This window comes from Alterirhizorhabdus solaris (genome assembly GCF_007785815.1).
Lineage (GTDB): Bacteria > Pseudomonadota > Alphaproteobacteria > Sphingomonadales > Sphingomonadaceae > Alterirhizorhabdus > Alterirhizorhabdus solaris.
Genome location: NZ_VNIM01000019.1, coordinates 1 through 25,772 on the forward strand (window position 1 = coordinate 1; position 25,772 = coordinate 25,772).

Sequence of the window (25,772 nt, forward strand, 5' to 3'; positions counted from 1 at the left end):
GCCGTCTTCTCGGCCCCCGGTCCCTTGCGCGGGCATGTGACGGTGCCGGGCGACAAGTCGATCTCGCACCGCTCGCTGATGCTGGGCGCGCTGGCGGTGGGCGAGACGGTGGTGGAAGGCATGCTGGAAGGCGAGGACGTGATCGCCACCGCGCAGGCGATGCGGGCGATGGGCGCCACGGTGGAACGCGACGGCGACGGCCGCTGGCACATCCACGGCGTGGGCGTGGGCGGGCTGCTGCAACCGGCCACCGCGCTGGACATGGGCAATTCCGGCACCTCCACCCGGCTGCTGATGGGGCTGGTCGCCAGCCACCCGATCACCGCCACCTTCATCGGCGACGCCTCGCTGTCCAGGCGGCCGATGGGCCGGGTGATCGAGCCGCTGTCGCGCATGGGCGCCGCCTTCACCGCCTCGCCGGGGGACCGGCTGCCGCTGATGCTGCGCGGCCTCTGCCCGGCGGTGCCGATCGAGTATCGCCTGCCCGTCGCCTCGGCGCAGGTGAAGTCGGCGATCCTGCTCGCCGGCCTCAACACCCCCGGCATCACCCGCGTGATTGAGCCGGTGCCCACGCGCGACCACAGCGAGCGGATGCTGCGCGGCTTCGGCGCGGATCTGACGGTGGAGGTGCAGGCGGACGGCACACGCGTCATTTCCCTGCGCGGCGAGGCGGAGTTGCGGCCGCAGCATATCGTCGTGCCGGGCGATCCTTCGTCCGCCGCCTTCCCGGTGGTGGCGGCGCTGCTGGTGCCCGGATCGGACGTGACGGTCGCCAACGTCGGCCTCAACCCCACCCGCGCCGGCCTGTTCGGCATCCTGCGCGCGATGGGGGCCGACATCGAGTATCTGAACCGGCGCGAGGTGGGCGGCGAGCCGGTGGCCGATCTGCGCGTCCGCCATTCCACCCTCCATGGCATCGAGGTGCCGCCCGATGTGGTGCCGAGCATGGTGGACGAGTTCCCGATCCTGTTCGTCGCCGCCGCGATGGCGCGCGGGCGCACGGTGATGCACGGGCTGGAGGAACTGCGCGTCAAGGAATCGGATCGCATCGCGGTGATGGCGCGCGGCCTCGCCCATTGCGGTGCGCGCGTGACCGAGCATGAGGATGGCATGACGATCGACGGCAGCGACGGCGCGCCCCTTGCAGGCCCCTCTTCCATCGGCGACGAGCGTGTCCCCACCGTCGCCGCCGAACTGGATCACCGCATCGCGATGAGCTTCGCCGTGGCGGGCCTCGCCTCGCAGGGTGGCATCCGCATCGACGACATGGCGCCCGTCGCCACGAGCTTTCCCACCTTCACGTCCATCCTCGCCGACCTCGGAGCCGCACAGGCATGATAATCGCCGTCGATGGCCCGGCCGCCTCGGGCAAGGGCACGATCGCGCGCGCGCTGGCGAAGCACTATGGCCTGCCGCACCTAGACACCGGGCTGCTGTACCGGGCGGTGGGGTTGCACGTGCTGCGCGAGGGGGCCGATCCCTCGATCGCCGCGGATGCGCTGGCCGGCTGCCGGTTCAGCGATGCGATGCTGGCCGATCCGCAACTGCGCAGCGAGGCGGCCGGCGCCGCCGCTTCCGTCGTCTCGGCGCACCCGGCGGTGCGCGCCGCGCTGATCGAGCGGCAGCGCGCGTTTGCCGCCCGGCCCGGTGGCGCGGTGCTGGACGGGCGCGACATCGGCACGGTGATCGCCCCCCACGCCGATGCCAAGCTGTTCGTGAAGGCGGCGCCCGCCGTGCGCGCGCGACGGCGGCACGAGGAACTGCGCGGGCGCGGACTGGAAACGAGCTTCGACCGGGTTCTGCTCGACATCCGCGAGCGCGACCGGCGCGACACCTTGCGCGATCATGCGCCGATGGTGCAGGCGGACGACGCCGACTTGCTCGATACGACGTTCATGGATATAGAGGCAGCTATCGATCGGGCGCTCGCGCTCGTGGAGGCCCGGATCCGGATGGCCGCGAACGACTGAGATCCGCCCGTCGGGTTTCGCGTCGCGATCCTCCTTGGACGAGGCGCGCGGGGTTTTCGGCGAGGCCGACGCCCGGCGCGCCCTTTTCGCATTCCCCGCTTTCGCGAACCTGAACCGCGCGTATCGGTGCCGCGACCGGCATGGTGCCGCCGCGGCGTCAACGGCCAAAAGACCTCCGCATACCACCGGATGGCCGGACCCAGACTCACAGGAACCCCTCACACATGGCAACTGCGCCGAACCCCACCCGCGACGATTTCGCGGCGATGCTCAATGAATCCCTCGGCGAGGGCGATGGCTTTGAAGGCCGCGTCGTCAAGGGCACCGTCACCGCGATCGAGAACGACATGGCCGTCATCGACGTCGGCCTGAAGTCGGAAGGCCGCGTGGCGCTTCGCGAGTTCGCCGCCCCCGGCCAGAAGGCCGATCTGAAGGTGGGTGACGAGGTCGAGGTCTATGTCGATCGCGTCGAGAACGTCCACGGCGAAGCGATGCTGTCGCGCGACCGCGCGCGCCGCGAAGCCGCATGGGACAAGCTGGAGGCCGAGTTCGGCCAGTCCACCCGCGTCGAGGGCGTGATCTTCGGCCGCGTGAAGGGCGGCTTCACCGTCGATCTCTCCGGCGCCGTGGCGTTCCTGCCCGGCTCGCAGGTTGATATCCGCCCGGTCCGCGACGTGACCCCGCTGATGGACATCCCGCAGCCGTTCCAGATCCTCAAGATGGATCGCCGCCGCGGTAACATCGTCGTGTCGCGCCGCGCCGTGCTGGAGGAGACCCGCGCCGAGCAGCGCACCGGCCTGATCCAGTCGCTCGCCGAGGGCCAGGTGATCGAGGGTGTCGTCAAGAACATCACCGATTACGGCGCCTTCGTCGACCTCGGCGGCATCGACGGCCTGCTGCACGTCACCGACCTCAGCTACAAGCGCGTCGGCCACCCGTCCGAGATGATCAACATCGGCGACGTGGTGAAGGTGCAGATCATCCGCATCAACAAGGACACGCAGCGCATCTCGCTCGGCATGAAGCAGCTCGAGAGCGATCCGTGGGAAGGCGCGTCGGCCAAGTATCCGATCGAGGGCAAGTTCACCGGCCGCGTCACGAACATCACCGAATATGGTGCGTTCGTGGAACTGGAGCCGGGCATCGAAGGCCTCGTCCACGTCTCCGAAATGTCCTGGACCAAGAAGAACGTCCATCCGGGCAAGATCGTCTCCACCTCGCAGGAAGTGGACGTGGTCATCCTCGAGGTCGATCAGGACAAGCGCCGCATCTCGCTGGGCCTCAAGCAGGCGCAGAACAACCCGTGGGATTCGTTCCTCGAACAGCATCCGGTCGGCTCGGTCGTCGAGGGCGAAGTCAAGAACGCCACCGAATTCGGCCTGTTCATCGGGCTGGACGGCGACGTAGACGGCATGGTCCACATGTCCGATATCGCCTGGGGCGTGTCGGGTGAGGAGGCGCTCGCGCTTCATCACAAGGGCGAGACGGTCAAGGCCGTGGTGCTCGACATCGACACCGACAAGGAGCGTATCTCGCTCGGCATGAAGCAGCTGGAGCGCGGTGGCGTCTCGGCCGGTTCCTCGGCCCCGGCCGGTGGTGGCGATGCCGGTCCGGCGATCGGTGGCGGCAGCCGCCTGAACAAGAACGCGATCGTCACCGTCACGGTGATGAACGTGGGCGACGGCGGCCTCGACGTGCAGCAGGGCGACGATGGCGTCACCGGCTTCATCCGTCGCGGCGACCTTGGTCGCGATCGCGACGAGCAGCGGCCGGAGCGTTTCCAGGTCGGGCAGAAGCTCGATGCGATGGTGATCGGTTTCGATCGCTCCAAGAAGCCGAACTTCTCGATCAAGGCGATGCAGATGGCCGAAGAGAAGCAGGCCGTGGCGCAGTATGGCTCGTCCGACTCGGGCGCGTCGCTGGGCGACATCCTGGGTGCCGCTCTGAAGGCTCGTCGCGACGACAACTGATCGTTCGACGAATAAGCCGAAATCGGGGGTGCGGACCGCAAGGTTCGCACCCCTTTTTCATTCGTGGCACCCGGAAGCGACCGGAAGGCGGCGCATGGCGACCTAAAATGCCGGTTCGCCGCACTGCGGGGCGAGAATGGTTGCAAAAGCCGGCGGCATATAAGAGTTAACTTAAATGAAGGCGGCCGCGTACAGCGTTCGTCAAGTCGATGTATTACCGCCGCCTGCCACCGCCATCTGTTTGCGGACGAAGGAAGAAACAGACATGATCCGTTCGGAACTGGTCCAGCTGCTCGGCACCGACAATCCCGACCTGTCGCCGCGTGAGGTAGAACGGATCGTGGCGATCTTCTTCGATTCGATCACCGCGCATCTTGCCGCCGGCAAACGTGTGGAGCTTCGCGGCTTCGGCGCCTTTTCCACCCGCGCGCGCGTGGCCCGCGTCGGCCGCAACCCACGCACCGGCGACCCGGTGGACGTGGAGGCCAAGAGCGTCCCCTATTTCAAGCCCGGCAAGGAGATGCGCGCCCGGCTCAACGTTTGACCGGCCGCGACGGCGCCGGGGCTGCACGGGCTTGGCGCGGCGCGCATCGCCGCTTATGACCGCCCACGCAGCGCCGTGCGGGCGTGGCGAAACTGGTAGACGCAACGGACTTGAACGATTGGGTGCTCGCGCGGGAAACCGGCGATGCAGAACTGCTCAAATTCGGGGAACCCTGTGAAATGGCGATCCCGAGCCAAGCCCGGCGGCCTGCCGCCGGGAAGGTGTAGAGACTAGACGGGCAGCACCTGCACCCCGACCCCGCTTCCGGCGGGCGGGGCATGGTGAAGGGATAGTCCAGACCCCGAACGCATCATGCACGATGCGGCGGCGAAAGCCGTGGCGGGTAAGAAAATCCGTCGGCCGCAAGGCCTTGGGGGTTCGATCCCCCCCGCCCGCACCAGCCGCTAGAAGGCGTTTTCCAGCCGCGCGATCAGACCCCGCGCCGGGCTGGCCGGGGCCGGCTGGTCCAGTTCCGCATCGAGCCGGCAGATGCGGCGGTAGAGGTCGTCGCTGGCGAGCACCAGCGCCTGCGCGGCATCTGGCAGGCTCGCCAGATCCCCCGCCCCGGCATCCGCGATCTGCCCGGGCCGGCGTGACGGATCACGCGCCTCGCACTCACTGATCTCGCCTGCGGCAACCGCGCGGCGGGTGAGCAGCCAGGCGATGATGTGCATCAGCCGCGTCGTCACCTTCAGCGATTCGCAGGTGAAGGTGACGCGGGCGATCGGTGCCAGCGCATCGCGTTCGGCCCGGCCCGGTCCATCGAAATAGCTTCGCGTCTCGTCGGCGAGCACCATCGCCTCGATGTAGAGCGCGTCCACCAGCCGCATTGTCATGCCATCGCCGCGCATCGCCAGGCTCCTTCGCCGGCGCCATGCCACGAACCGGTTCGGTCGAGAACGGACAAAGATGGTGAACGACGAAGCCGCAGCGCACGGGCTTGAAAGCCGGTGCGCGCTTTCCCAGTTTCTTCGTGCCGGCACCGTCGCTTCGGGGCGGAACCGGCAGGCCCGGCGGGATGCCCGCGGGCCGTATACTCATCGCCAGATGAAAGGGTTGAGACATGCGTACTGTCGATTTTGCCCCCCTCCTCCGGTCCTCGATCGGCTTCGAGAATTTGAACCGCCTCGTCGATTTCGCCACGCGTGGCGGGGACGAGGCCTATCCCCCCTATAATATCGAGAAGGTCGGCGATGGCGCCTACCGCATCTCGATGGCCGTAGCCGGTTTCGGTCAGGACGAGCTCGACCTGACCGTGCAGGAGAACGTGCTGATCGTCGTCGGCCGCGCGGGCGACCCCGCAGAGCAGAGCGACCGCCAGTTCATCCATCGCGGCATCGCCAAGCGCGCGTTCGAGCGCCGTTTCCAACTCGCCGACACCATCAAGGTGACGGGCGCCGGCTACGAGAACGGCCTGCTCAACATCTTGCTGGTGCGCGAGGTGCCGGAACACAAGAAGCCGCGCCGGATCGAGATCGACGGCGCCCCCGCCCCCGCCACGATCGAGGCGACCCGCGACGACCGGCGCGAAGCCGCCTGATCCCCGCACGGCGGCAAACGGGGGCCGGCCTGCGGAAGGCCGGCTCCTTCGTCGTATTTCAGGCGATGATGTCGGGAATCAGCTGATCCTCGAGGCTGGCGATCTCGTCGCGCAGCCGCAGCTTCCGCTTCTTCACGCGCGCCAGCACCATCTGGTCCGGCAGCGCCGCCTCGCCCATCGCGGCGATCGCCAGGTCGAGGTCGCGATGCTCCTGCCGCAGCTGGGCCACCCGCTTGGCGATCTCGTCATGGTCCAACGGCCGGCTCCTCGCGGCAACGGCAGGGTCGCGCGTCGGACCGGATCGATAGGGCCGATCGACCTGCCACTCAAGGCCGCGATCGGCCGACCGCACCGGACATGGTTACCGTCGCATTGACCATTTTATCCACGAGACAGGAAGGTCCGATAGTGATTTACTCGTTCTCCCAATCGGAGACGAAAGGAACTATCCTATGGAATCTGCTCATCTTTCCGCCCTGTCGGCCAAGCACGCCGGGCTGGATGCGCGAATCGCCGCGGAAAACAGTCGCCCCTCTCCCAACGATACGCTGCTCGCCCAGCTCAAAAAGCAGAAGCTCAAGCTCAAGGAAGCGCTCCAGCGACTCTAGTCGCTCGCGCCCCACGCTCCGGTCTGTCCGGGGCGTGGCAGGAGGCGGCAGTGTGCCCCTCCTTCCCGATCAACCAGCCGCCGAAGCCGCCGCCGTCCGCTCCCGCAGATCCGCCACGCACCGCGCCGCCGTGTGCCCGTCCCACAGGTCCGGCCGCCGCCGCGCCGCCTTCGGCTCCGCCAGCGCCGTCTCCAGCGCCCCCTCCAGCGTCGTCGCATTCACCAGCCGGCTCGTGCCCTCGCTGATCGTGATCGGCCGCTCGGTATTGTCGCGCAGTGTAAGGCACGGGATGCCGAGATACGTCGTCTCTTCCTGGATGCCGCCCGAGTCGGTGATGACCGCCGCCGCGCCCGTGACGAGGCTCATGAACCGCACGTAGGACGCCGGCGCCACCAGCCGCACGCCCGCCGCCTCCAGCCGTGCGGTCAGCCCGGCCGACTCCAGCCGCGCGGCGGTGCGCGGGTGGACCGGGAAGACGAGCGGCAGCCGTGCCTGCACCGCGACCAGCGCCTGCACCAGCCGCGCGAGCTGCGCCGGATCGTCCACATTGGACGGGCGATGCAGCGTCACCACGCCATAGCCGCCCGCCGCCAGCCCCAGCGCGCCGGCATGGTCGGCGGCGAGGATGGCGGGGCGACTCAGCTCGAACGCATCCATCATGATGTTGCCGACGCGCGTCACCCGTTCCGGCGGGATACCCTCGGCGGCGAGATTGGCGTCTGCATCGGGCGAGGGCGTCCACAGCACGTCGACCAGCACGTCGGTCATCAGCCGGTTGAGTTCCTCGGGCATCGCCCGGTCGCGGCTTCGCAGGCCCGCTTCCAGATGCACGGTCGGGATGCCCAGCTTCGTCCCCGTCAGCGCGCAGGCGGCGGTGGAGTTCACGTCCCCCACCACGATCAGCCAGTCCGGCCGATCGGCCAGCGCCACCGCCTCATAGGCGATCATCACGCGCCCGGTCTGCTCGGCATGGCTGCCCGAACCGATGCCGAGATGATGGTCCGGCGCGGGCAGCCGGAGGTCGGCGAAGATCGCGTCGGACATGTTGGCATCGTAATGCTGGCCGGTGTGGATCAGCACGGGCGTGAAATCGGGTGCGGCGGACAGCGCGTGCCACAGCGGCGCCACCTTCATGAAATTGGGCCGGGCGGCGGCGATCAGGTGGACGCGGGCGGTGTCGGTCATGCAGCTTGTCTCGCGAAGGGCGGTCGCGCGGGGGTAGCGGCCAGAGGTTGCGATGGCGTTGCCGTCACCCCGCCTCGCCGCAATCCCCGCAGTCGGCCTCGCCGCCGCGCTCCACCTGGAAGGTGGCGTGGCCGATGGCGAAGCGCTCCTCCAGATCATGCGCGATGCCGCGCAGGAAGGCATCGCCCGGCGGGCCGGCGGGCATCACCAGATGCGCGGTCAGCGCGGTGGCGGTGGTGCTGGTCGCCCAGATATGGACGTGGTGGACGCCGGTGACGCCAGGCACCCGCCCCAGCGCCGCCGTCACCTCGCCCGCGTCGATCCCCGGCGGCACCGCGTGCAGTGCCAGCGCCAGCGATTCACGCAGCAGCCCCCACGTACCGGCGACGATCACCACGACGATGACGACGCTGGTCGCCGGATCGATCCAGCGCAGGCCCGTCAGCAGCGTGAGCAGCCCGTCGCCAACGACGCCGGCAGACACCGCCGCATCCGCCGCCATGTGCATATACGCACCCCGGATGTTGATATCGCCCTGCCGCCCGCGCGCGAACAATAGCGCGGTGCCCAGGTTTACGACGATGCCGGCGGCGGCGATCGCCATCACCGGCAGGCCCGGTACCGGCGGCGGATCGGCGAAGCGGCGCACCGCCTCCAGCAGGATCGCCCCCGAGGCGACGAGCAGCAGCACCGCGTTGGCGAGCGCCGCGAGGATGGTCGAGCTGCCGAGGCCGTAGGTGAAGCGCGCGTTCGGCGGACGGCGGCCGAGGCGATAGGCCCCCCATGCCATCACCAGCCCCAGCACGTCCGACAGGTTGTGGCCGGCATCGGCGAGCAATGCCATCGAGTTGACCAGCAGCCCGGCCGCCGCCTCTATTGCGACGAAGCCGATGTTGAGCGTGATGCCGATGGCGAAGGCGCGACCGAAATCGGCCGGGGCGTGGCTGTGACCGGCGTGGCCGTGACCCGCGTGGGATCCGGACGACGCATGGCCGTGATCGTGGGCGTGATCCTTGCCTTCGCCGTGTCGATGCCCGCCGCTGATCGTCGCCTCCGCGCTTGTCCCGATGGGCTTAGGACGCCACGACGGGACAATGGTCAAGTCCGCGCTTCTCTATCCGCTCGCCGCCGTTGCCGAGATCGCAGGCTGCTACGCCTTCTGGGGCTGGCTGCGGCTCGGTCGTTCGGCGTGGTGGCTGGTGCCGGGGGTGGCGGCGCTGCTGTTCTTCGCCTGGGCGCTGACGTGGAGCCCGGCGGACGACGCCGGCCGCGCCTTTGCCGCCTATGGCGGGGTCTACATCGCCGCGTCGCTCGGCTGGCTGTGGCTGGTGGAAGGCGTGCGGCCCGATCGGTGGGACATGGCCGGCAGCGGCCTGTGCCTGGCGGGCGCCCTCGTCATCCTGTTCGCGCCGCGCGGGTAGCATGGTGGGCCCGGCACCAACCTACCTTAAGCCATTTTTCGGCGGATTTGCGCGGCTCTTTAAGTGAGATGCAATTTCTGCGACCCAAAAGTGCCCCCACATTACTTTGCTAGGGGCATCGCGGTCGCGTCAGACATCAGGGATGGTCGAGCGGGAACCGCACCACCATGTCAGGCACCGAATTCCGGACCCTCGGGATCGACCGCGTCCCAGTCGTCCCGCTCTACTTCTTCCGGCAAGATCGGCGGCAGCGTCGGTGCGCCCTCGCCGATCCTGACCCGGATCGCCGCCCCGCCCCGCGTCTCTTCCTGGAAGATCGCGGTCACCGGGTCGGTCCGCATCTTCGATCCGATCCAAGGCGCGCGGTCGGCGGGCACATAGCCCAGCTGCTCGCCGCGCTGGTCGACGACCGCGATCGCGTGCTCGTCGAGCGGATGCTTCGGCTCGGGCCGCAACTCGATCGGATCGCCCGGCCGGCAGGTCCGGACCGCGAACAGCCGATTGCTGCCGTCCGCGTTCAGGTAGGCCACGCCGACGACGTGGATCGAGAATTCGCGGTCAACCATCACTTGCCCTTTCCCGGTATCGGCGCCAGCTCCCATGCCGGCATCACCTGACTCGGTCGGCGCCGGCATCTCGAGCATCGGAGCATCCGCTCGATGGCGGGGAACTCGGTTTCCGCCGGCCAGCGCGAAAGGCTGACCTGCCCCTCGTGCCCGCACCCGCACCAGATGTTCGCGAACGCCACGCCCTGGTCGATCAGCCAGCGGAGGGTGGGCGGCGGGAGAGACATAGGGAGAACATAGCGCCGGAGATGGCGGCGCGCGACTGCTGACAATCAACCGGCCCCATGCAAAGCTCGCAACATCTCCTGCCCAGCCAATGAGGGTCCAATGAGCCAGCCTGTCGACCCCGTAGCCGTGATGGGCGCCGCGATCATGAACGCTATTCTCGACGCCAACCGCGACGAGGCCGGTGGCGCCGTCGTCGACTCGAAGAAAGCCGTTCAGGCGCTCGTCGTCTCAATGGCGATGATCCTTGAGGCGGAGCCTGGCCTGCGCACGCCGAAGGAGGTTCGCGAGGCATCGGAGGCGATCGCGCGGGATCTTCGCGTGCAGTACCGCGGACTGCGCGCCGCCTATGAGGCGACCGGGCGCCGCGCCTGGGACGCGACGCCGATCGGGCTCAATTGAAGACGATCAGCTCCGTCACGCGCTTGCCGGCGCCCGCGGCCGCAGTGCCCACCGTCCAGGTCGTCTCCGCCTCATCGATGGCGAAGCGGCCGAACACCTCGCGCGCGCCGGGCGTGTCGTTGATCGAGAGGATGAACCTGCCGCTGATCGCCGCCAGCTGGTCGGCCAGCCGCTCGAAGTCGTCACGCGCGAAGCCGTCGCCGTAGTCAGCCTCGCAGCCCCAGTAGGGCGGATCGAGATAGAACAGCGTTTCCGGCCCGTCGTAGCGCCGGATCACCTCGGCATAGGGCAGCTGCTCGATCACGACGCCGGCGAGGCGCTCGTGGATATCCGCCAGCATCGGCTCGAGCTTCGTCACGTCGAACCGCCCGGGGTTGGCACGGCTGACGCCGAAGTGCTGCCCCTTCACCTTGCCGCCGAACGCGAGGCGCTGGAGGTAGAGGAAGCGCGCTGCGCGCTGGAGGTCGGTCAGACGATCGCCGGGCAGTGCACGCAGGCGGTCGAACTCGGCCCGGCTGGTGAGCCGCCAGCGCAGCATGTCGATGAAGTAGGGATAATGCTCCTGCAACACGCGGAAGAGCGTGGCGACGTCGCCCGACAGGTCGTTGATGACCTCGGCGCGCGGCCGCGCCGTGCGGCGCAGGAACACCCCGCCCATGCCGACGAACGGCTCGACATAGGTCGTGTGCGGGATCGTGCCGATGCGATCGACGAGACGGCGGGCAAGGTTGCGCTTGCCGCCGAGGTAGGGCGCAGCCGGGCTCACGGCCGCGACGGTCGTTAGGGTCTCCATAATCTTTCATGTCCATTGAGGCCCCGCCCGCTTCGGCGGGTGCGGGGCGATAGCGGCATAGCCAGCCGCCCGTGACGAGTGCGACCTCGTCGGTTCGCCGTGGTGACACACGGCAACCCCCGCTGGTTTCAGCCAGCGGACGTGTTCTGTAGGAAGCAAGGCTCTCAGCGACGTGCGGTTAAGCGCTGCTCCCCGCTGGAGTGGACGTCGAGCTAACCGGGCCCCACGATGGGCGGCACGAATCGATGGAGCGTGCCATGCCCGAATTTCACCTACCGGACGGCAACCCGATCACCATCCACCCTCACCCTGGCCTGCGGTATCAACCCGCCGATGAGGACGGGCACGACTATGCTGTCGCCTCGCTCTGTCTACGTGCCATGCCAATTCTGGCAGCGCAGGCGACGGCACAGTCGACATCCTCGCCGCTACTCTTGCCTGCGTAGATCTGCGACCAATAGGCGGCGATGGAATTGGCATCGCCGAGGCTGGCATGAGTGCGTGAGGCGGGGTTATCTTCGTTGCCACCTTGCAACCCTATCGTTCCGTCGGCATGCCCTCTCAAAAGGGGTTTACGATGCGTCTCAGCTTATTGGATGGGTTCCGAGGGTTCTTCCTGATCATGATGATGATCGTGCATGCGGACGAAACCTTGGATACCCTCGTCGGCAAGCTCAATCACCATGCGTTTGGATGGGTTGAAGACGCTCAAGGTTTTATATTTATCTCGGGGCTGGTTGTCGGGCTCGTTTATAGCGGAATTCTGGAACGACGTGGCTATCCAGCAACCCGGCAGGCTATGAACAAGCGGTGCTGGACGATATATAAGTACCATGCCGGCCTTACGATTTTGATAGCGATTTCAGCGGTTCTGATTGGTGGTAATCACGACATCATACAGCGCTATATAGACGCGCCTGTGTTGACCACTATTGGGTCTCTCGCCCTTTTTTCGGTGACTAGCACTATGGGAATACTTCCCATGTATCTCATTTATATGCTCTGCACGCCTTGGGTTCTGCGGGCCCTCCGGGCAGGAGAATTAGCGGCCGTCGTAGGAGCCTCCGTACTGCTTTGGCTTTTAGCTCAAAGCTTGCTGCCCTCCCTGCTCGCAGGATTTGCCTCAGATCTCTTAATTAAACGAGGGCTGAGCCTCCCTATTGGTTCAGATTTTAATCTCTTCGGCTGGCAGGTAGTTTTTCTGATGGGGCTTATCCCTGGCTATCTTCTCTCACAAAAAGGACTAGATCTTTCCTTCCTACGTCGCCCCAGCTTCGAAACTGCATTTTACGTATCGCTGATAGCGATCGTGTTTCTCGGAATATTCGATCGTCTCGTGTGGTGGAAGCTTATTTCACCAAGCTTCACTGAGACTTTCGTATTGGCCAATAAGAGAAGCGACTTTGGAGGACTTTATACTCTAGCTTTTGTTATAGATTTGTACGTATTGACTTGGTTGTTATCAGCCGGGTCTAGCTCTAATGTCATGGCAACGAGAAAGTTGGCTGAATTTCTCAGACGTTTCTTCTCGGCTCGCCCACTGATCTTTCTTGGTCAGCACTCTCTCCAGGTTTTCGCTTTCCATATCGCCATTGTCTACGCTTTGGGCATTTTCGCCCCGCGTGGTGGCTTTGGCGAACCCTACGACAGTGCGATCATCGCTATCGCGGCGTTATCGCTTTTCTTGCCGGCCAAACTACACGAGTTTATGGTCCAGCGCGATAAAAGGAAGAAATCTGCACAGCAGAACCCGTTGAGCACCTGAAAAGATCCAGCATTAAAAAGGGAAGTACGTCGCTATGGACATCTTTGAGACCATTGAGGCCGCCATCGGCGCGGATCTGGAAACTATTCTCTTATGCCTTTCTGCCCCGGTTGTTCTCGCATGCGGAATGCTCATGAAGCGCAGCGGAGAGATTCTTCCGCCTCCCTGGTAACTGTGAGCGATTTGCGGTCGCCACGGATGCCTCAAGGCGGCGCGGGAGATCAGCGGTGGAAAGGGCTTTCTCTACCCCCCGCTCCAATTCCACGGGCGCGGCCTATTCCCGCCCGCCAGGTCATAGATTTTCCTCGCGCCCGACAGACGCTTCTGCCCGACCATCGCCCCGCCGCAGTCCGCGCGGTTTGCGGCAGCAGCGAGGGCGGAGCGCTCATCGCGCAAGCTGAAAGTGCGGGCTATCGCTCTCCCCCCTCTCATGCGGCTTGCCGTCGCTGTCCCAGTCGGCACCCCAGGTGATCCGCACGCCCTCGGCCGCCGCCGCCCGCATCATCAGCGCTGCCTGTCGATCGAAGCGCGGAATGTCGTTCCAGTCGATCGGGTACGGCGCGAGGTCGACGGCATGGCCGAACCCGTCCTTCTGCTTGCGGTGCACCGAGTTGAGCGGGTTCTTTAGCCAGGTCACCTTCGCCAGTTTGGGCTGAGCGAACTTCGCCGCGCAGCCGGCGGCGGTGCATTCCGCAGGCGTTCGCCCCTTGCCGAAGTTGACGTAGGCCTGCTCGTCGGAGCGGACGCCCTCAAGGACGGTGAAGTCCTCCTCAGCAACCGCCATCTGCGCAGCGCGGTGGACGACACGGACGAGGTCGGGATGCACGCCGGCGAGGCGCGCGACGGATCGCGCGCCGAGAGTGATGCTCATGGCTTGGTCCTTTCAGGGGGTGCGCGCTTGCCCGGCGCGCGTCGGGTCAGACGTCGTGGGGCTGAAGGTGCATCGGCATCGGCCGATCCCATTCCGGGACGCCATGGCATGCGCGCAGTTCGGCCGCGAAGGCGGCGTCGATCCCGGCGGCCGCCTCATCAATCACGCACGCGACGCCCAGCACGCCGGCGGCCAACGCGTCGATCGGCGCGCGATCGGCGGGCATCACAGGCTGACCTGCCGGCTGTCGATCAGCCCGAGCATGGTCACCATGTCAGCGGGCATCGGGTCGCCCAGGTGGCGATCGTAGGCGTGATGGAGTGAGACCGAGATGGCCTCGATCCGGCAGTGGCAGGCGCGCGTCAGTGCGTTTGCCGCCGCCGTCAGCTGCTGGAGCGCGTCGGACTGCTGGCACATGATCAGCGCCCCAGCTGTTGGATGACGGCGGTCAGGGCGGCAAGGCTCGATGCCATCGACTTGTCCGCCTCGAGGCGGGCCTTGTCGTGATCCAGTCGGTCGCCGACCTCGGTTCGCCGGTCGGCGCGGTCGACCTGCTTTGCCCAGATCATGAAGCCCACCAGCAACCCGGGGGCGCCGAACGACGCGGCCAACTGGCCGACGATGCTCATCTCATTCATGGTATCCTCCCCCGAGGGCTAGCGGCGTGGCCGCGCCGCTCGTCACAATTTCTCAACACATTCGTGCGAGGCGGCCGGCGAGGCGGGGCGCGTTGCGTCCTGCTCCGCCTCAACTCGTCACAGCGCGCAGCCCGGACCGCCGCTGAACGTCGACCCTTTGGCCTTGCCGGCCGCGACGATCAGCGGCGTACCCTTCGGCACCCCGATGAACAGGCAGCGGGTGGCGTACACATCGGCCTGACCGTTCTCGACCTGCACGACCGGGTAGGTTGCGCCCTGCGTCCGCTCGACCACCAGCGTGTCGAACGTCACGCGGTTGCGCTTGCCCGCATCACCCTGGACCTGAAGGTCCGCCGCGGCCCCGCTGCCGGGCTGGCCGTTGTCCTTGAACCAGACGAGGCCGTGCGACTGGCTGGACCATGCCTTCATGCCCCGGCGGTTGCCTTCCAGGATCACGCGGTCGACGCGCACCGTGGCGGGCTTCAGATCCACGCCCGCATCGCTGTTCCAGCCGAAATAGCTGTCGGTCACGTCGGCGGAGAAGTGGTTCGCCACCAGCAGGCCGTCCCCGTTCCTGAAGCCCCCGCCCTTCGGCTCGTGCCGGATGCCCTGGACCCACACGCGGCGGAGCACGGCGTGCCCGGTGTCCGCGTCGCCCCGGCAGCACAGGCTGATGCCCTCCGGCACATCGCCGGGGCTGGTATTCGGCTTCGTCGGGTCCGCCTCGATGCGCACGTCCTCGATCAGCGCCTCACCGATGTTCTTGCGCAGCAGGATGCCGCCTGCGCCGCCGCCGATCGAGCGGATGCGGCGGAACACCGGGTTCGTGATGCCGTCCTGATACGTGAAGGCCCGGTAGATGAAGGTGGAGCCGGTGAGGTTCAGATCCTCGAACGTGTAGCCGTCGATCACGCGGGCCTTGGTGCGCGACAGGACGGACATGCCCGCCACGCTGGCGTTGCTGATCCGGCCGCCGCTGCCGATGTTCGCCGCCGTCTTCGTGATCGTGCCGGTCACGTCGCGGGGCGGGGCCGGATTGACGACGGGGCGGAGGCTGACGGGTGCAGCGGTCGCCAGTGCCGCCGCCGGGCACTCGTCGGTCAGCAGCACGTAGGCCCACAACGCGCCTGCCTTGCCGCAGGACTTGACCGATTTGCCCTTCGCCACCGGCGGCACCAGCACAGCCTTGCTGATGACGATGCCGGGGGTGGCGGGGGTGCTGTCCACCAGTTCGACTGGCGAGGTGTGGATCTGCTCGAAAGCAAGGCCAGGGGTGGGCAAGATGACTGCCATCAAAGCAGATAATCCAAGAATGTTGCGCAACAGCATTTCCTCTTGCAAAGGTGGAGCTCCGGTCCCGCAAAACGGACACCGCAGGGGGAGCGTCGGATGAAGTTATGGTTTGGATGCGGCGCAGCGTTTGCTCTTGCCTCATCGCTTTATGTCACCGCCGTGGCCGGGCACCGTTTGGATGAATTGCAGGCTCGGTGTGCAGGTAGGCTCCCACAGGGCACAGTCGTGACCAGTTTCTTATCAACTCCCAGACAACTCGTGTGGTCAGATCCGGAATTGACTGGATTTGCCGAAGACGCAGGGACAAGGTCCGGTGACGGGTCCGCGTATTTCGAAGTGCGGACTGATGGCCTTGCTGGTCCGGGGGCATCGCTGTGCATCTTCCCGATCGGGGCTGCCGACTGCGTCTGCCGCGCGTCAAACAACAGCCTTTTCAATAGGAAGCCCGGTAATGGATCATCTGACACAACTGCATGAGGAAGAGCTCGACCTTCTGGACGAGATCGATGCGTGCCCGGACAAGGAGTATGCTGGCCACTTAAGCGATAAGCTTTTTGGGGTTCAGCAAGAGCTGTTTTTCGCCGAGTGGATGCACGGGCGTGCGGAAAAGTTGGAGCAGAGACGTGCCGCCCGGCGTCGCGAAAAACAGCAGTCCAGCCTGGCTGGGTAGGCATCGTGGCTTCCTAGGCAACCTGGTTGCCGACGGCGGTCATGTATGTGCTGACCGCGTCGTAGAGCGCCTGATGCTCGCTCGCAGTAAGTCCGGCAGCCATCCACGCCATGCCGAAGCCCTGCGCCTGGTAGACGAGCGGACTGTTGCCGGCACCGGAGAGGAAGTTGGACGCGACGGGCGCGGTGGAGGCTGCCGTGCCCGGCGACCCACTCACCGCGCCGTTCGTGTACATCTGCGCCGCGTTGGCTGCGGTACGGCTGACCGAACAGCTTCCCCGGCTGTCGGGCCGGCCAGTTGCACCGCCCGAAGCGGCGGACTGGTTGATCCGGTAGGCAGAGTTGCCCGTCGAGCCGCGTGGGTTCAGGGCGATCGGCTGTCCGGAGACGGCCACCGACAGGCAGGCCGTGCCGTTCGACATGGCGGCATTGTTGTTGATCCACAGCCCCATACCCGCGCTGTTCTGCTGGAAGTTGGTGCCGCCGGCAGGCGTCCATCCGTAATCGATGTAGTTGGCAGCACCGTCCGTCGTGAAACCCTTGTCGGTCGTGAACGCCGGCGGCGTAGCTCCGATAAGGGTCGCGTCCGCCTTGGCGCCCGTCCAGTTGAGCAACGCCGCCTGCTGGGCGTGCGCGGCCATGACGTACAGGCCATCGAGCTTCGACCAGATACCGCCGTTCTTCAGGGCGACGATCAGGTCATCGATCTTGCCCTTGCGCGTGGTGTCCGGCGCAGTTGCCATCCGTGCGAAGAGGGCATTGGACTCGGCCTGGTAGCTGCCCGCAGGAGCGTCGTTGTCGTTGATCGTGCCGGTGCCGGTCGCCACCACGGCGCTGCTGTAGCTCACCGACATGCCGTAGGTTTCGTTCGACTCCTGCGTGGTGTCGTCGAACGATGTTACGGAGATCGTGGTGGTGTTCGACCCGTTCGGGATCGTCCACGTGCCGCTGGGCACCGTCCCGCCGGGGAAGTCGGCAGCGACGGCCGTGCCGTTCATCACGGCCGTCCACGTGCCCGTCAGGTCTCCGCCGGTGCCGTTCCGGTTGGTGGTGAGGACGAAGCCAGCGGCACCCCCCTCCGCGGCGCTGGCGTTGGCCAGCGTGAAGCTGGGCACGCCGGGCAGGAAGGCATTGGCGTAGACGTCGACCTGATTGAAGTTGAAGCCGTTGCTGCCGGGGTGGGTCTTCTGATCCGAGAGCGCGATCAGGTCGTCGCCCCGACGGACGATGCCCTCTATCGCCAGGCACTGGTCGAGCGTGATCGTGCCGAGCAGGGTCTGGGTGGAGCTGGCGACGTTGTAGACATCGACGGTGCCATTGACGTTGTTCGCTCCGCCCGTGACCAGCAGCTCCTTGCGGGTCGGATCATAAAACAGCTGATCGTTGTCGCTGCCGGCGGCTGCGAAGGCCGGTACGCCGGTGAGGACGCCGTGCGGCGCGGACTTGTCCTGCCACCGGATATTGCCGCTGTCGTAGAGCACGATCAGACAGTCGCGCTGGTTGTCGTAGGCGATGCCGTTCATCGACGTGCCGATCTGCGTGCTGCTGATCAGCACACCGGCGGCCGTGCAATGGACGATGTAGGTCACCGGCCCGGTGAAGTTCACGAGAATGAAATATAGCGAGCCGTCGCTATCGTCGATCGTCACGCCCTGAACCGAGCCGGCCGGAAGCCCCAGCTGAGCCGTCGTGATCTGGGCGGTGACCGCCGTCAGGGCCGAATTGAGCTTCACGACTCCGGTATTGGCGTCCGGGGCGGCGCTGCCGTGGCCCGCCCAGAACGTGCCGTCAGAGGCCATATCAAGCCCGGTGCACGGAAAGCCGAAGCCGGCGTTGGCCGGCGCGGCACCGTCCGGCAGCTGCGCACGGCTCGTCAAGCTGGCCGTGCGGTCCCCCGAAGGCGAGCCGGGGTTGATCGGAATCGAGGCGTCGTCGTTCCCGATCGTGATCGTCTTGAATGCGACCACCGCCGGATAGGCCGCCAGCGTCGCGGTGATGATGATCGCCTCGTCCGGCTCGACCACGGTGTCGCCGTTGATCGTGGTGGTGAAGTCGACGTAATCCTGCCCCGCCGGGATCGTCGCGGATGCGGGCGAGGCGATATAGTCGCTGCCGGCGGTCGCGGTGCCGGTGTAGACGAGGTTCGCCACCAACGGCCCCGTCACGCCGTTGCGCACGACGTTCAGCCGGTGGGTGACGGTCTTCGTGCCGCTATCGCCCTCGGCGATCGGGACGGCAGAAACGGTGAAGGCGATCGCCGGCAGGTCGGGCGCTGCGCCGGTATCCCCACCGATGCGGGCGATGCCGAGCACCACCTCGGGGAGCACCGCGCCGGTGCCGTCGATGGCGATCGCGGTGGCGATGGCGTTGCTGACGACAATGGCCAGCGGGGTGCGATCCGGGAACCGAGGGTCCCAGAGCAGGATCTTCTTCATGTACGTCCTCCGGTGGGGTGGGATGCGCTCAGGCGCTCCAGTTGACCTTGGCGGCCGCCTTCTTGGCGACGATGCTGGTGGCGGCCTTCACCGCGATCTTGGCGCTGCGGCGCTTGCGCTTGATCAGCGCGCGCGACTCCCGGCTGATCTGGCGGGCGGCCTCGATGCGGGTCGCGGCTTCTGAAAGACTGATCCCCGACGCATCTGCCTCGGCGAACAGAAACGGGAAGCGGGCACGCTGCGCGGTGGCCGACATCTGTGCCAGCGCCAGCAGTATCTGCGCGAGGGTCGCGCCGAGGGAGCGGAAGTCCTGCACCTCCGCCCACGTCTCGCGATACTCGTCGGCCTGCCCGGGCGCGACGGTGAGCCAGCGCCGCCGCTCCTCGGCCGCTGCCGCATCGATCGACGCGAGCAGCAGCGCCTCGACCGCCGCCGGATCCTCGGCCACCGCGGCAACCTTCAGGGTCGTCCCGTCGATCGAGATCATGGCGGGCGCGCAGCTATCCGCCGGGATCGCAGTTTCGCCGTCCCGCACCTGGTAGCGCATGTCCGCGACGCCGGCGTCGACGAACTGCCGCACGCGCTGGCCGGGTTTTCCGAGACCGTACAGCATGGCTACCTCATGGCTCCGTCGATGATCAGGGTGGCGGTGGTCAGCTGGATGCCCGAGGATCCGCCCTCCCAGCCCATGCTGATCGTGTGGCTGCCGCCGGGCAGCCACACCTTGCCTGCCAGCGGAAAACCGGTCGCGTAGACGCTCGCGCCCGCGCTGGTCCCGTCCAGCTCGACGCCGTTGACGGCCAGGGTCGCTGCGAACGACGGCACGCTGCCCGAATAGCTGTTCGACCCCTTGCCGGTCAGGATCACCTCGGCGCCGTAGGGCAGCACGAGGGTATAGATCAGCGCGGTCTGAGGCCCGGTGCCGCCCGTTATCGGCGCCCCCAGCTGCACCGCCGCCCGCCGGGTGACGGCGTTGCCGGCGATCTTGAGGGTGCCGACCGACAGATCGTCGATGTACGCGGTGGTGATGATGGCCAGCGAGGCGACATCGCCCAGTAGCTGCTCCCACGCGCCGCCGGTGAAGCGCCAAAACTTCTTCGGGGTGGGCTGATACCAGGTGTCGCCCTCGATCATGGTGGTGGGCACGGCATCCTGTCGAAACACGACGGCATCGCGGCCAGGGCCACCCGGAGCGCCCGGCGCCCCCGGCGACCCCGGTGCGCCGGGCGTGCCAGGTGCACCGGGCGCACCGGGGTCGCCCGGCGTGCCTGCCGTCCCCTGCCTCGCCAGCACCCTCCAGAACCCGTCCCCTTCGGAGGGTGGCGCCGGCGGCGCGTTGCCCGCCGTCGGGGTCGGGCTGATGTATGCCCACGTCGAGCCATGCGCCTGGACGAGATTGCCCTCACGGTAGGTCGTGCCGGCGACATAGGCGCCGAGATCCACCAGCGGGGCATAGAAGGCGACATCGCCCAGCGCGTGGACCGTCTCGGTCCGTTCCGCGCCGATCGCCAGCCGCCACCACGGCGCACCCATCGCGACCTGCTCGACCGAGGCGACCGGCGGCAGCGCGGCACCGTCGGCCGCCAGTGTCAGCACCGGCGTTCCGATCGCGACCGGCGCGACGAACAGCTTGCCCAGCCAGGAGACGCCGGCGACGCAGTTGAGGCTGGCGGCGATCTGCTGGACCAGGTCGCGCGCCGTCGCCTGCTGCATCAGGTTGACCGAGATCGGATAGGTCCGGGCGGCGTTCAGCGCGACCAGCGAGGCGATGTCGAGCTTGTTGCCGGCATTCGCCATCGTCGCGATTCGCGTGATGATACTGCCGGGCGCGCGCACCCAGCCATAGACGTTGTCGCCGCGCACGAGGAACGACACCTGCCCGGCCGGCGGCGCGCCGAAGCGGACCATCCCGACATCGAGCGCCGTCGCCCACCGGCCACGCGGGATCGCGGCGGCGATCAGGTCGGCGTAGCTGGCGTAATTGGCGACCGGCGGGCCGAACCGCGCCAGCCGTTCCAGCGCCATCTCGACGGCCTCGATCCGGCCGTAGCCGGAAATCTGGAACACGCTGTTGATCGGGTCGATCAACACGCCGGCCGCATAGCGGGGCTGCCCCAGCGCCAGTGGCTTCACCTGCCCCTTCAGCGAGGCGATGCCCTCGGCGCCGCCGGTGCCGGCATAGGGCTGCAGCAGCGGCGCATCGAGCCAGCGATCATCGACCGCGAAGCCGAGATCAGCCACGCCGTTCGCGATGCCGGGCTGAGCTGACGCGCGCGCGTCAGCCCGCAATGTCCATTCGCCAAAGGCCGTACCGATCTCGCCGGTCCACAGCCGCAGGCGCGCGTCGGCGAGCATGTAGCGGGCGAGGTTCGACCACGGCTCGATCGCGAACGACAGGCTGGACGACGGCGCCGCGATCTGGCCGGCGAAGCTGCCGTCGAACAGGTCATAGGCCAGCGCGGGCAGCTTGGTCAGCACGGGCCACCAGGTCTGCCCGTCGAGTTCGCAGAGCCGCTGATCGTCGTCACTCGCCATGCGCAGCGTCACGGGGGCGGAGGCGACAGGATCGTATCCGTCGATCTGGACTACGACGCCGAGCATCACATGAGGCTCACGAGATTGATGGCCGCCTGCCAGGCGCCGGCGCGGCGCTGGATGCTGCCGACCTCGCCGACGAGCTGCCCGTAGAAGGTCCGGCGCGACCGTTGCGCGTGCGGATCCGGATCGGTGATCAGCGCCAGCATCTCGGTGTTGCCCAGATACTCCAGCAACGGCTGCAGCTTTTCTTCCAGCTCATCCTTGTAGAGGCTGGAGAAGGTGAGCCCGACCGTGCGCAGCTTCGCGCCCCGGGTCCGCAACAGCACCCCGCGCCGCGAGAAGTCTGCGGTCCCGAGATCCCGGACCCCGAAGGCCGCGCCGTTGGAGAAGTTGCGCGCCGGCGAGAACCGGCGGCCGATCAGCACACGCCGCATCTGGAAGTAGAATCGCGTGGTCGAGTAGATCAGGATCCGCCAGTAGCGCGCGATCGGCGGCGTGCCGTTCAGCGGCGCGCTCCACTGCAAGGTCAGCTCGCCGCTCGGCAACTGCGCGGATCCGGCATAGGGCTGAAAGCTCGGGCCGATCCAGGCGTCGCCGCTGAATGGCCCCTGCGCCGAGGTCGCGGCCCACACCTGTGCGATCGAGTCGACAGGCAGGCTGGTCATGCCGAGCGCGATGATCGTGTCGACGAGGGTGTCCTTGCCAAGATCGAAGTCGATCAGGTGATAGGAAGTCCCGCTGCCAGTATCGACCATGCTGGTGCCCGCGTTGCCCCAGACGACGCCGAGGTAGTCGTTCGCCAGATAGGAGGGACTGCCCACCGTCGCGCCGAGCGGCGACAGCACCACCATCGGCAGGGGGCGCATGAGCCATGCGTGCGCCATCAGATCACCCGAACAGTTCGAGGGTGGTGGTGCCCGCCTCGAGATTGACCTCGATACGGGTGACGATGAAGGTGCCGCCGGCGCCCTGCTCCGCATCGGTCAGCGTGACACTCGGCAGGCCGAGCGACGGATCGAGCCAGATGACGTCCTGCGCCAGGACGACGAAGCGCCGCCGCTCGACCCCGAGCAGCACGGCGCGCGCGTCCACCATCACCTGCGCGTGGACGATCGTGTCGAAGAAGCCGGCCGCCGGATCGGCCTGCGCGTCGCGCGCTGAGGGGTAGCGCAGCGAGATCGACGGGTTGGACCAGGTCGCGACGGTCTGCTCACGCAGGCCGGGCGCATCGAGCGCGGGATCGAACGGCATCAGGCATACCCCCGTGCATCGGCAAAGAAGGCGCTCACCCCCGCGCCGCTGCCGCCGCTCTCCAGCGCCTCGACGATGCGGCGGAGAAGGTCGGTCTGGGTGTCCGCGATCTCGTTGCCGGTCTGCGCGGCCGCCGCCGTCTTCTCGGCCGCCGCGGCCGTCGCCTTCACGAACGGGTCGGCCGAGCTGCCGCTGATCGGCGTGGCGTTCTCGATCGTGCTGATCGCCTTGCCCGTCGCCGCCTGGATCGCCGCCTGCGCGTCGAAGAAGGCCTGCGTGGATCCGTGCAGCTCGCGCTCGACCCCGAGAAAAGTCTGCGCAGCGGCGAGATAGGCCTGCTGATCGATCGAGACGCCGGCGTCGATCTTGGCGAGGTACGGGTCGAGCGCCGCCTTCGCCGACGCCTCCTGGTCGCGCAGCGATAGCGTGGAGCCGCTGCCCGCATTCAACCCGGACAGGAACTCCTCGAGGCTGGCGGCCGCGCTCTTCGCGCTCGCCTTGGCTTCGTCCAGCTCGAGCCGGTAGAGCTTCTCTGCATCGGCGCGCTGCTCGGCCGAGGCGCCCGCCTCGTCGAGCACCTTCACCATCGCGGCGAACTTGTCGTTCACGGTGTCGACCGCGGCGCCGACCGGATCGAGGCGCGCCTTCAGCAGCTTCGGGATGCTTTCGAGCTGCACCGCCTTGGCCAGCTGCTCGTCGATGTCGCCATCGCCCGCCAGCAACCGCTTGGTGGCAGCGCTGACGCCGGTAAGGACGCCATCCTTCAGCGCGTCGGCGATGGCGTATTTCACCGCCGCTTCCTGATCGTCGTTGAAGTCGATCGCGCCGGATTTGATCTTGGTCTTGCCCGACCCGCTGGTGTCGACGCGGTAGTCGCCATGGCGCACGCCGATCGAGACTGACGGGCTGCCCGAGAGAGTGCCGCCCAACTGATCGGCGATGTTCTGCAGCCCGGCGATGACGCTGCCGGCGGCGGTATCGGCGGCCGCCTTGAACCTGGCGCTGCTCCCGGTCGTCGAGGTGACGCCCAGATCCCCGCCGGTGAACCCGATCGTCGCCGAACCCTTTTTCGTGCTCTTCAGCAGGCCGGAGATAACCGGAAGCGCGACTGCCGCGACCGCGAGATAGGGCGCTGCCGCCGACAATGCCGAGCCGGCGCCACCGAGACCGCCGAGCAAGCCACTGCCGGCGGCCGCAGTGCCGCCGCTGCTGGCGATGCCGAGGGTCTGGGCGACATTGTTGATGCCGCCAGCCGCCGAGCTGCCACCTTTCAGCAATCCGCCGATCGACCCGAGGCCGCCGATCAGGCTGCCCAGTGGCGATCCTGTTCCCGAGGCCGACGAGACGATCGATCCAAGATCAGTGCTCTTTCCGCTCAGCAGCGCCAGCGTGTACCGCGCCGCGATCTCGCTGATCGCGTCGAGGCCCATCTGTTTGAAGGTCTTCCAGATCGACCCGGAGCCGCCCTCGAACGCATCGCGGTAGAAGTCGGCGAGGCCGCGCACGGTCTCCTCCTGGCGGCGACGCTGCTCATCCTGAAGGCGCTCGGTTTCCCGCGCCGCGTCCTCCTCGACCTTCGCCCGCTCCTGCGCGGAAGCAGCCAGTGCCTTCGCGTCCGTCGCTTGCTTGGAGGTGAGCTCGGCCTGATCTTCAAGCGCCCGCACGGTATCGAGAGCGGCGCGCGCCTGCTGTTCGGTCCAGCCATAGGCGGCCTGCAACTGCGGCACGGTCCGTTCGACGATATCGCGGTTCTGATCCCGCACACGCGCGACCGCCTCCTGCGCGTCGGCCTCGCGATCACCGTACTGGAGGCGGGTCTGCTCGATACGGGCGAGATCGTCCGCCTTGGCGATCTGCTCGTCGAGCGCCTTGGAAGCCCGCTCGCCGTCCTTGGCGCGCTGCTCGGCTTCGCGCTGCGCGTCGGACTTGCCGGCCGACTTCGGCTTGGGCGACGCTCCGGCCAAGAAGGAGTCGATGCCGTCACCAGCAGGTGTGGGCTTGGGTGCGGCGGCGGCTCGATCCTGCGCGTCGGCGATGGCGACGGCCGCGATCGCGTCGGCCCGTAGCTTCCTCGCTCGCGCCAGACGCGCGTCGACCGCAGGCTGTGATCCGCCGCCGGCCTTCGCTCGATTATAGTCGTCGGCGGCATCGCGATAATCGGAGATCTTCGCCTGGGCGTAACCCCGCGGCGTCGATGCCTGATCGAGACGAGCCTTGTCCGACCGCAGATAACCAACGATCCCCTCGTTCTGCAGCACCCGGGCAAGCCCGGTCGCCTGACGGATCGCCTCGGGCATGCTAGTGGCAACGCGGGTGGCGGCGTCGGCGAGGAGGACAAGCGCGCCGGCGTTCTGGGCGATCGCGTTCGCGAACTGTGCATCGAGCACCTGCCGCATCTCGCTGATCTTGTCGGCCGCCTCATCGGCCTGTGCGATCACGCTGTCGGAGAGCACCAAGCCAAGGCGGGCTGCATTCGCCGCAAGTTCGCTGATCTGCGCGCTGCCCCCGGCGAGAAGCGTGTCGAGCTTCTGGCCGGTCTTGCCGAACAGCTCCACTTCCAGTGCGGCACGACGGGCCGGATCCTCGATTTTAGAGATCGCGTCGGCCAGTTCGGGGATGGCCTGGCCGGCCGTCTTCACGTGGCCGCTGGCATCGCGAACCTCGACACCCAGAGCGGCGAAGGCCTTCGACGGCTTCTCGGCCCCGAGCGATGCCTTGCCGAGCTGGACCGTCAGCTTGGCAAGCGACTTGTCCATCTCCTCCTGCCCTAGCCCCACCTGCGTGGCGGCATAGCGATAGACCTGGAGGTCGCGCGTCGTGACACCGAGCTGCTGGGAGGTTTCACCGAGGCTCGACGCATAGTCGAGTGCGCGTTGCGCTGCTGCCGCAAAGGCCGCGACGCCGAGGCCGGCAACTGTGATGCCGCCCAGCCCCTTCAATTTCTCGAACGCGCCACTCACTCGCGCCGAGGCGGTCGTCGCCTCTTTCTCGATCCGGTCCATCCGCTGGGTGAACTCGGAGGAGAACTGCTCACCGGCCAGTTTAAGGCGGGCGACGATGTCGACTGATGGCATCGGGCTCTCCTTCG

At 67.2% G+C, this 25,772-nt stretch carries 27 protein-coding genes; 10 read left to right on the top strand and 17 right to left on the bottom strand.

Annotated elements, in window-relative coordinates; all coding sequences use genetic code 11:
- The 4 genes from aroA to FOY91_RS06585 all read left to right on the top strand — a co-directional run.
- The coding region (gene aroA, locus FOY91_RS06570; RefSeq protein ID WP_275265940.1) for a 3-phosphoshikimate 1-carboxyvinyltransferase at positions 1-1,338 on the top strand (1,338 nt) is incomplete at its 5' end.
- On the top strand, positions 1,335-1,970 hold the full coding sequence (locus FOY91_RS06575) for a (d)CMP kinase (RefSeq protein ID WP_145149339.1): 636 nt from the start codon (positions 1,335-1,337) through the stop codon (positions 1,968-1,970). The genes aroA and FOY91_RS06575, both read left to right, overlap by 4 nt.
- A gap of 224 nt (positions 1,971-2,194) precedes the next feature.
- Positions 2,195-3,940: a 30S ribosomal protein S1 gene (gene rpsA, locus FOY91_RS06580; RefSeq protein ID WP_145149341.1), complete on the top strand. Its 1,746-nt coding sequence runs from the start codon at positions 2,195-2,197 to the stop codon at positions 3,938-3,940.
- Between the two features lie 265 nt (positions 3,941-4,205).
- Positions 4,206-4,484: an integration host factor subunit beta gene (locus FOY91_RS06585; protein ID WP_145149343.1), complete on the top strand. Its 279-nt coding sequence runs from the start codon at positions 4,206-4,208 to the stop codon at positions 4,482-4,484.
- A 404-nt stretch (positions 4,485-4,888) separates the two neighbouring features.
- Here FOY91_RS06585 and FOY91_RS06595 read toward each other — a convergent pair whose 3' ends face one another.
- Positions 4,889-5,335, bottom strand: a complete 447-nt coding sequence (locus tag FOY91_RS06595; RefSeq protein ID WP_238995281.1) for a DUF1465 family protein — start codon at positions 5,333-5,335, stop codon at positions 4,889-4,891.
- Positions 5,336-5,547: 212 nt separating this feature from the next.
- On the opposite strand from FOY91_RS06595, the gene FOY91_RS06600 reads away from it, so the two are divergent.
- Positions 5,548-6,024 (top strand): Hsp20 family protein, encoded by a 477-nt coding sequence (locus tag FOY91_RS06600; RefSeq protein WP_145149346.1) that lies wholly within the window; start codon positions 5,548-5,550, stop codon positions 6,022-6,024.
- A gap of 58 nt (positions 6,025-6,082) precedes the next feature.
- On the opposite strand, the gene FOY91_RS06605 is transcribed toward FOY91_RS06600, so the two are convergent.
- Positions 6,083-6,280: a YdcH family protein gene (locus tag FOY91_RS06605; RefSeq protein WP_145149348.1), complete on the bottom strand. Its 198-nt coding sequence runs from the start codon at positions 6,278-6,280 to the stop codon at positions 6,083-6,085.
- A 196-nt stretch (positions 6,281-6,476) separates the two neighbouring features.
- On the opposite strand from FOY91_RS06605, the gene FOY91_RS06610 reads away from it, so the two are divergent.
- Positions 6,477-6,632 (top strand): DUF465 domain-containing protein, encoded by a 156-nt coding sequence (locus FOY91_RS06610; RefSeq protein ID WP_145149350.1) that lies wholly within the window; start codon positions 6,477-6,479, stop codon positions 6,630-6,632.
- Positions 6,633-6,701: 69 nt separating this feature from the next.
- Here the strand turns inward: FOY91_RS06610 and wecB are convergent, their stop codons facing one another.
- Both wecB and FOY91_RS06620 read right to left on the bottom strand, forming a co-directional pair.
- The gene (gene wecB, locus FOY91_RS06615) at positions 6,702-7,817 is read right to left on the bottom strand and encodes a non-hydrolyzing UDP-N-acetylglucosamine 2-epimerase (protein WP_145149352.1); all 1,116 of its coding nucleotides are present in this window, start codon (positions 7,815-7,817) and stop codon (positions 6,702-6,704) included.
- Between the two features lie 64 nt (positions 7,818-7,881).
- Entirely contained in the window at positions 7,882-8,862 is a 981-nt protein-coding gene (locus FOY91_RS06620; protein WP_145149459.1) for a cation diffusion facilitator family transporter, read from the bottom strand.
- Positions 8,863-8,911: 49 nt separating this feature from the next.
- On the opposite strand from FOY91_RS06620, the gene FOY91_RS06625 reads away from it, so the two are divergent.
- Positions 8,912-9,238, top strand: coding sequence for a YnfA family protein (locus FOY91_RS06625; protein WP_145149354.1), 327 nt, complete (start codon positions 8,912-8,914; stop codon positions 9,236-9,238).
- Positions 9,239-9,408: 170 nt separating this feature from the next.
- Here the strand turns inward: FOY91_RS06625 and FOY91_RS06630 are convergent, their stop codons facing one another.
- The gene (locus FOY91_RS06630) at positions 9,409-9,873 is read right to left on the bottom strand and encodes an HIRAN domain-containing protein (protein ID WP_238995282.1); all 465 of its coding nucleotides are present in this window, start codon (positions 9,871-9,873) and stop codon (positions 9,409-9,411) included.
- 258 nt (positions 9,874-10,131) lie between these two features.
- On the opposite strand from FOY91_RS06630, the gene FOY91_RS06635 reads away from it, so the two are divergent.
- Entirely contained in the window at positions 10,132-10,431 is a 300-nt protein-coding gene (locus tag FOY91_RS06635; protein ID WP_145149356.1) for a hypothetical protein, read from the top strand.
- On the opposite strand, the gene FOY91_RS06640 is transcribed toward FOY91_RS06635, so the two are convergent.
- Positions 10,424-11,224: a DNA adenine methylase gene (locus tag FOY91_RS06640; protein WP_145149359.1), complete on the bottom strand. Its 801-nt coding sequence runs from the start codon at positions 11,222-11,224 to the stop codon at positions 10,424-10,426. The genes FOY91_RS06635 and FOY91_RS06640 overlap by 8 nt on opposite strands.
- Before the next feature lie 577 nt (positions 11,225-11,801).
- Between FOY91_RS06640 and opgC the strand changes: the two genes are divergently transcribed.
- Entirely contained in the window at positions 11,802-12,989 is a 1,188-nt protein-coding gene (gene opgC / locus FOY91_RS06645) for an OpgC domain-containing protein (protein ID WP_162527160.1), read from the top strand.
- Between the two features lie 385 nt (positions 12,990-13,374).
- Here opgC and FOY91_RS06650 read toward each other — a convergent pair whose 3' ends face one another.
- From FOY91_RS06650 to FOY91_RS06670, 5 genes are all read right to left on the bottom strand, one after another.
- The gene (locus tag FOY91_RS06650) at positions 13,375-13,860 is read right to left on the bottom strand and encodes a M15 family metallopeptidase (RefSeq protein ID WP_145149362.1); all 486 of its coding nucleotides are present in this window, start codon (positions 13,858-13,860) and stop codon (positions 13,375-13,377) included.
- Positions 13,861-13,906: 46 nt separating this feature from the next.
- Positions 13,907-14,086, bottom strand: a complete 180-nt coding sequence (locus FOY91_RS06655; protein WP_145149364.1) for a hypothetical protein — start codon at positions 14,084-14,086, stop codon at positions 13,907-13,909.
- Positions 14,086-14,277 carry a hypothetical protein gene (locus FOY91_RS06660; RefSeq protein ID WP_145149366.1) on the bottom strand — a complete coding sequence of 64 codons (192 nt, stop codon included), beginning with the start codon at positions 14,275-14,277 and terminating at the stop codon, positions 14,086-14,088. The genes FOY91_RS06655 and FOY91_RS06660 overlap by 1 nt, the downstream gene beginning before the upstream one ends.
- A 2-nt stretch (positions 14,278-14,279) precedes the next feature.
- Positions 14,280-14,489: a hypothetical protein gene (locus tag FOY91_RS06665; protein ID WP_145149368.1), complete on the bottom strand. Its 210-nt coding sequence runs from the start codon at positions 14,487-14,489 to the stop codon at positions 14,280-14,282.
- Between the two features lie 126 nt (positions 14,490-14,615).
- Positions 14,616-15,791, bottom strand: a complete 1,176-nt coding sequence (locus tag FOY91_RS06670) for a hypothetical protein (protein ID WP_145149370.1) — start codon at positions 15,789-15,791, stop codon at positions 14,616-14,618.
- Between the two features lie 451 nt (positions 15,792-16,242).
- Here FOY91_RS06670 and FOY91_RS06675 point away from each other — a divergent pair, with 451 nt between their 5' ends.
- Positions 16,243-16,461 carry a hypothetical protein gene (locus tag FOY91_RS06675; protein ID WP_145149372.1) on the top strand — a complete coding sequence of 73 codons (219 nt, stop codon included), beginning with the start codon at positions 16,243-16,245 and terminating at the stop codon, positions 16,459-16,461.
- Positions 16,462-16,474: 13 nt separating this feature from the next.
- Here FOY91_RS06675 and FOY91_RS06680 read toward each other — a convergent pair whose 3' ends face one another.
- From FOY91_RS06680 to FOY91_RS06705, 6 genes are read right to left on the bottom strand one after another with little or no spacing between them, the layout of a single operon-like run.
- Positions 16,475-18,895: a Calx-beta domain-containing protein gene (locus FOY91_RS06680; RefSeq protein WP_145149374.1), complete on the bottom strand. Its 2,421-nt coding sequence runs from the start codon at positions 18,893-18,895 to the stop codon at positions 16,475-16,477.
- A 28-nt stretch (positions 18,896-18,923) separates the two neighbouring features.
- Positions 18,924-19,508 carry a hypothetical protein gene (locus FOY91_RS06685; RefSeq protein WP_145149376.1) on the bottom strand — a complete coding sequence of 195 codons (585 nt, stop codon included), beginning with the start codon at positions 19,506-19,508 and terminating at the stop codon, positions 18,924-18,926.
- 2 nt (positions 19,509-19,510) lie between these two features.
- Positions 19,511-21,496 carry a hypothetical protein gene (locus tag FOY91_RS22305; RefSeq protein ID WP_238995283.1) on the bottom strand — a complete coding sequence of 662 codons (1,986 nt, stop codon included), beginning with the start codon at positions 21,494-21,496 and terminating at the stop codon, positions 19,511-19,513.
- On the bottom strand, positions 21,496-22,317 hold the full coding sequence (locus tag FOY91_RS06695; protein WP_238995284.1) for a hypothetical protein: 822 nt from the start codon (positions 22,315-22,317) through the stop codon (positions 21,496-21,498). Before FOY91_RS06695 ends, FOY91_RS22305 begins: the two co-directional genes overlap by 1 nt.
- 4 nt (positions 22,318-22,321) lie before the next feature.
- Positions 22,322-22,684: a hypothetical protein gene (locus tag FOY91_RS06700; protein WP_145149378.1), complete on the bottom strand. Its 363-nt coding sequence runs from the start codon at positions 22,682-22,684 to the stop codon at positions 22,322-22,324.
- Positions 22,684-25,758, bottom strand: coding sequence for a coiled-coil domain-containing protein (locus FOY91_RS06705; protein WP_145149380.1), 3,075 nt, complete (start codon positions 25,756-25,758; stop codon positions 22,684-22,686). Before FOY91_RS06705 ends, FOY91_RS06700 begins: the two co-directional genes overlap by 1 nt.
- Positions 25,759-25,772 lie beyond the last annotated feature (14 nt).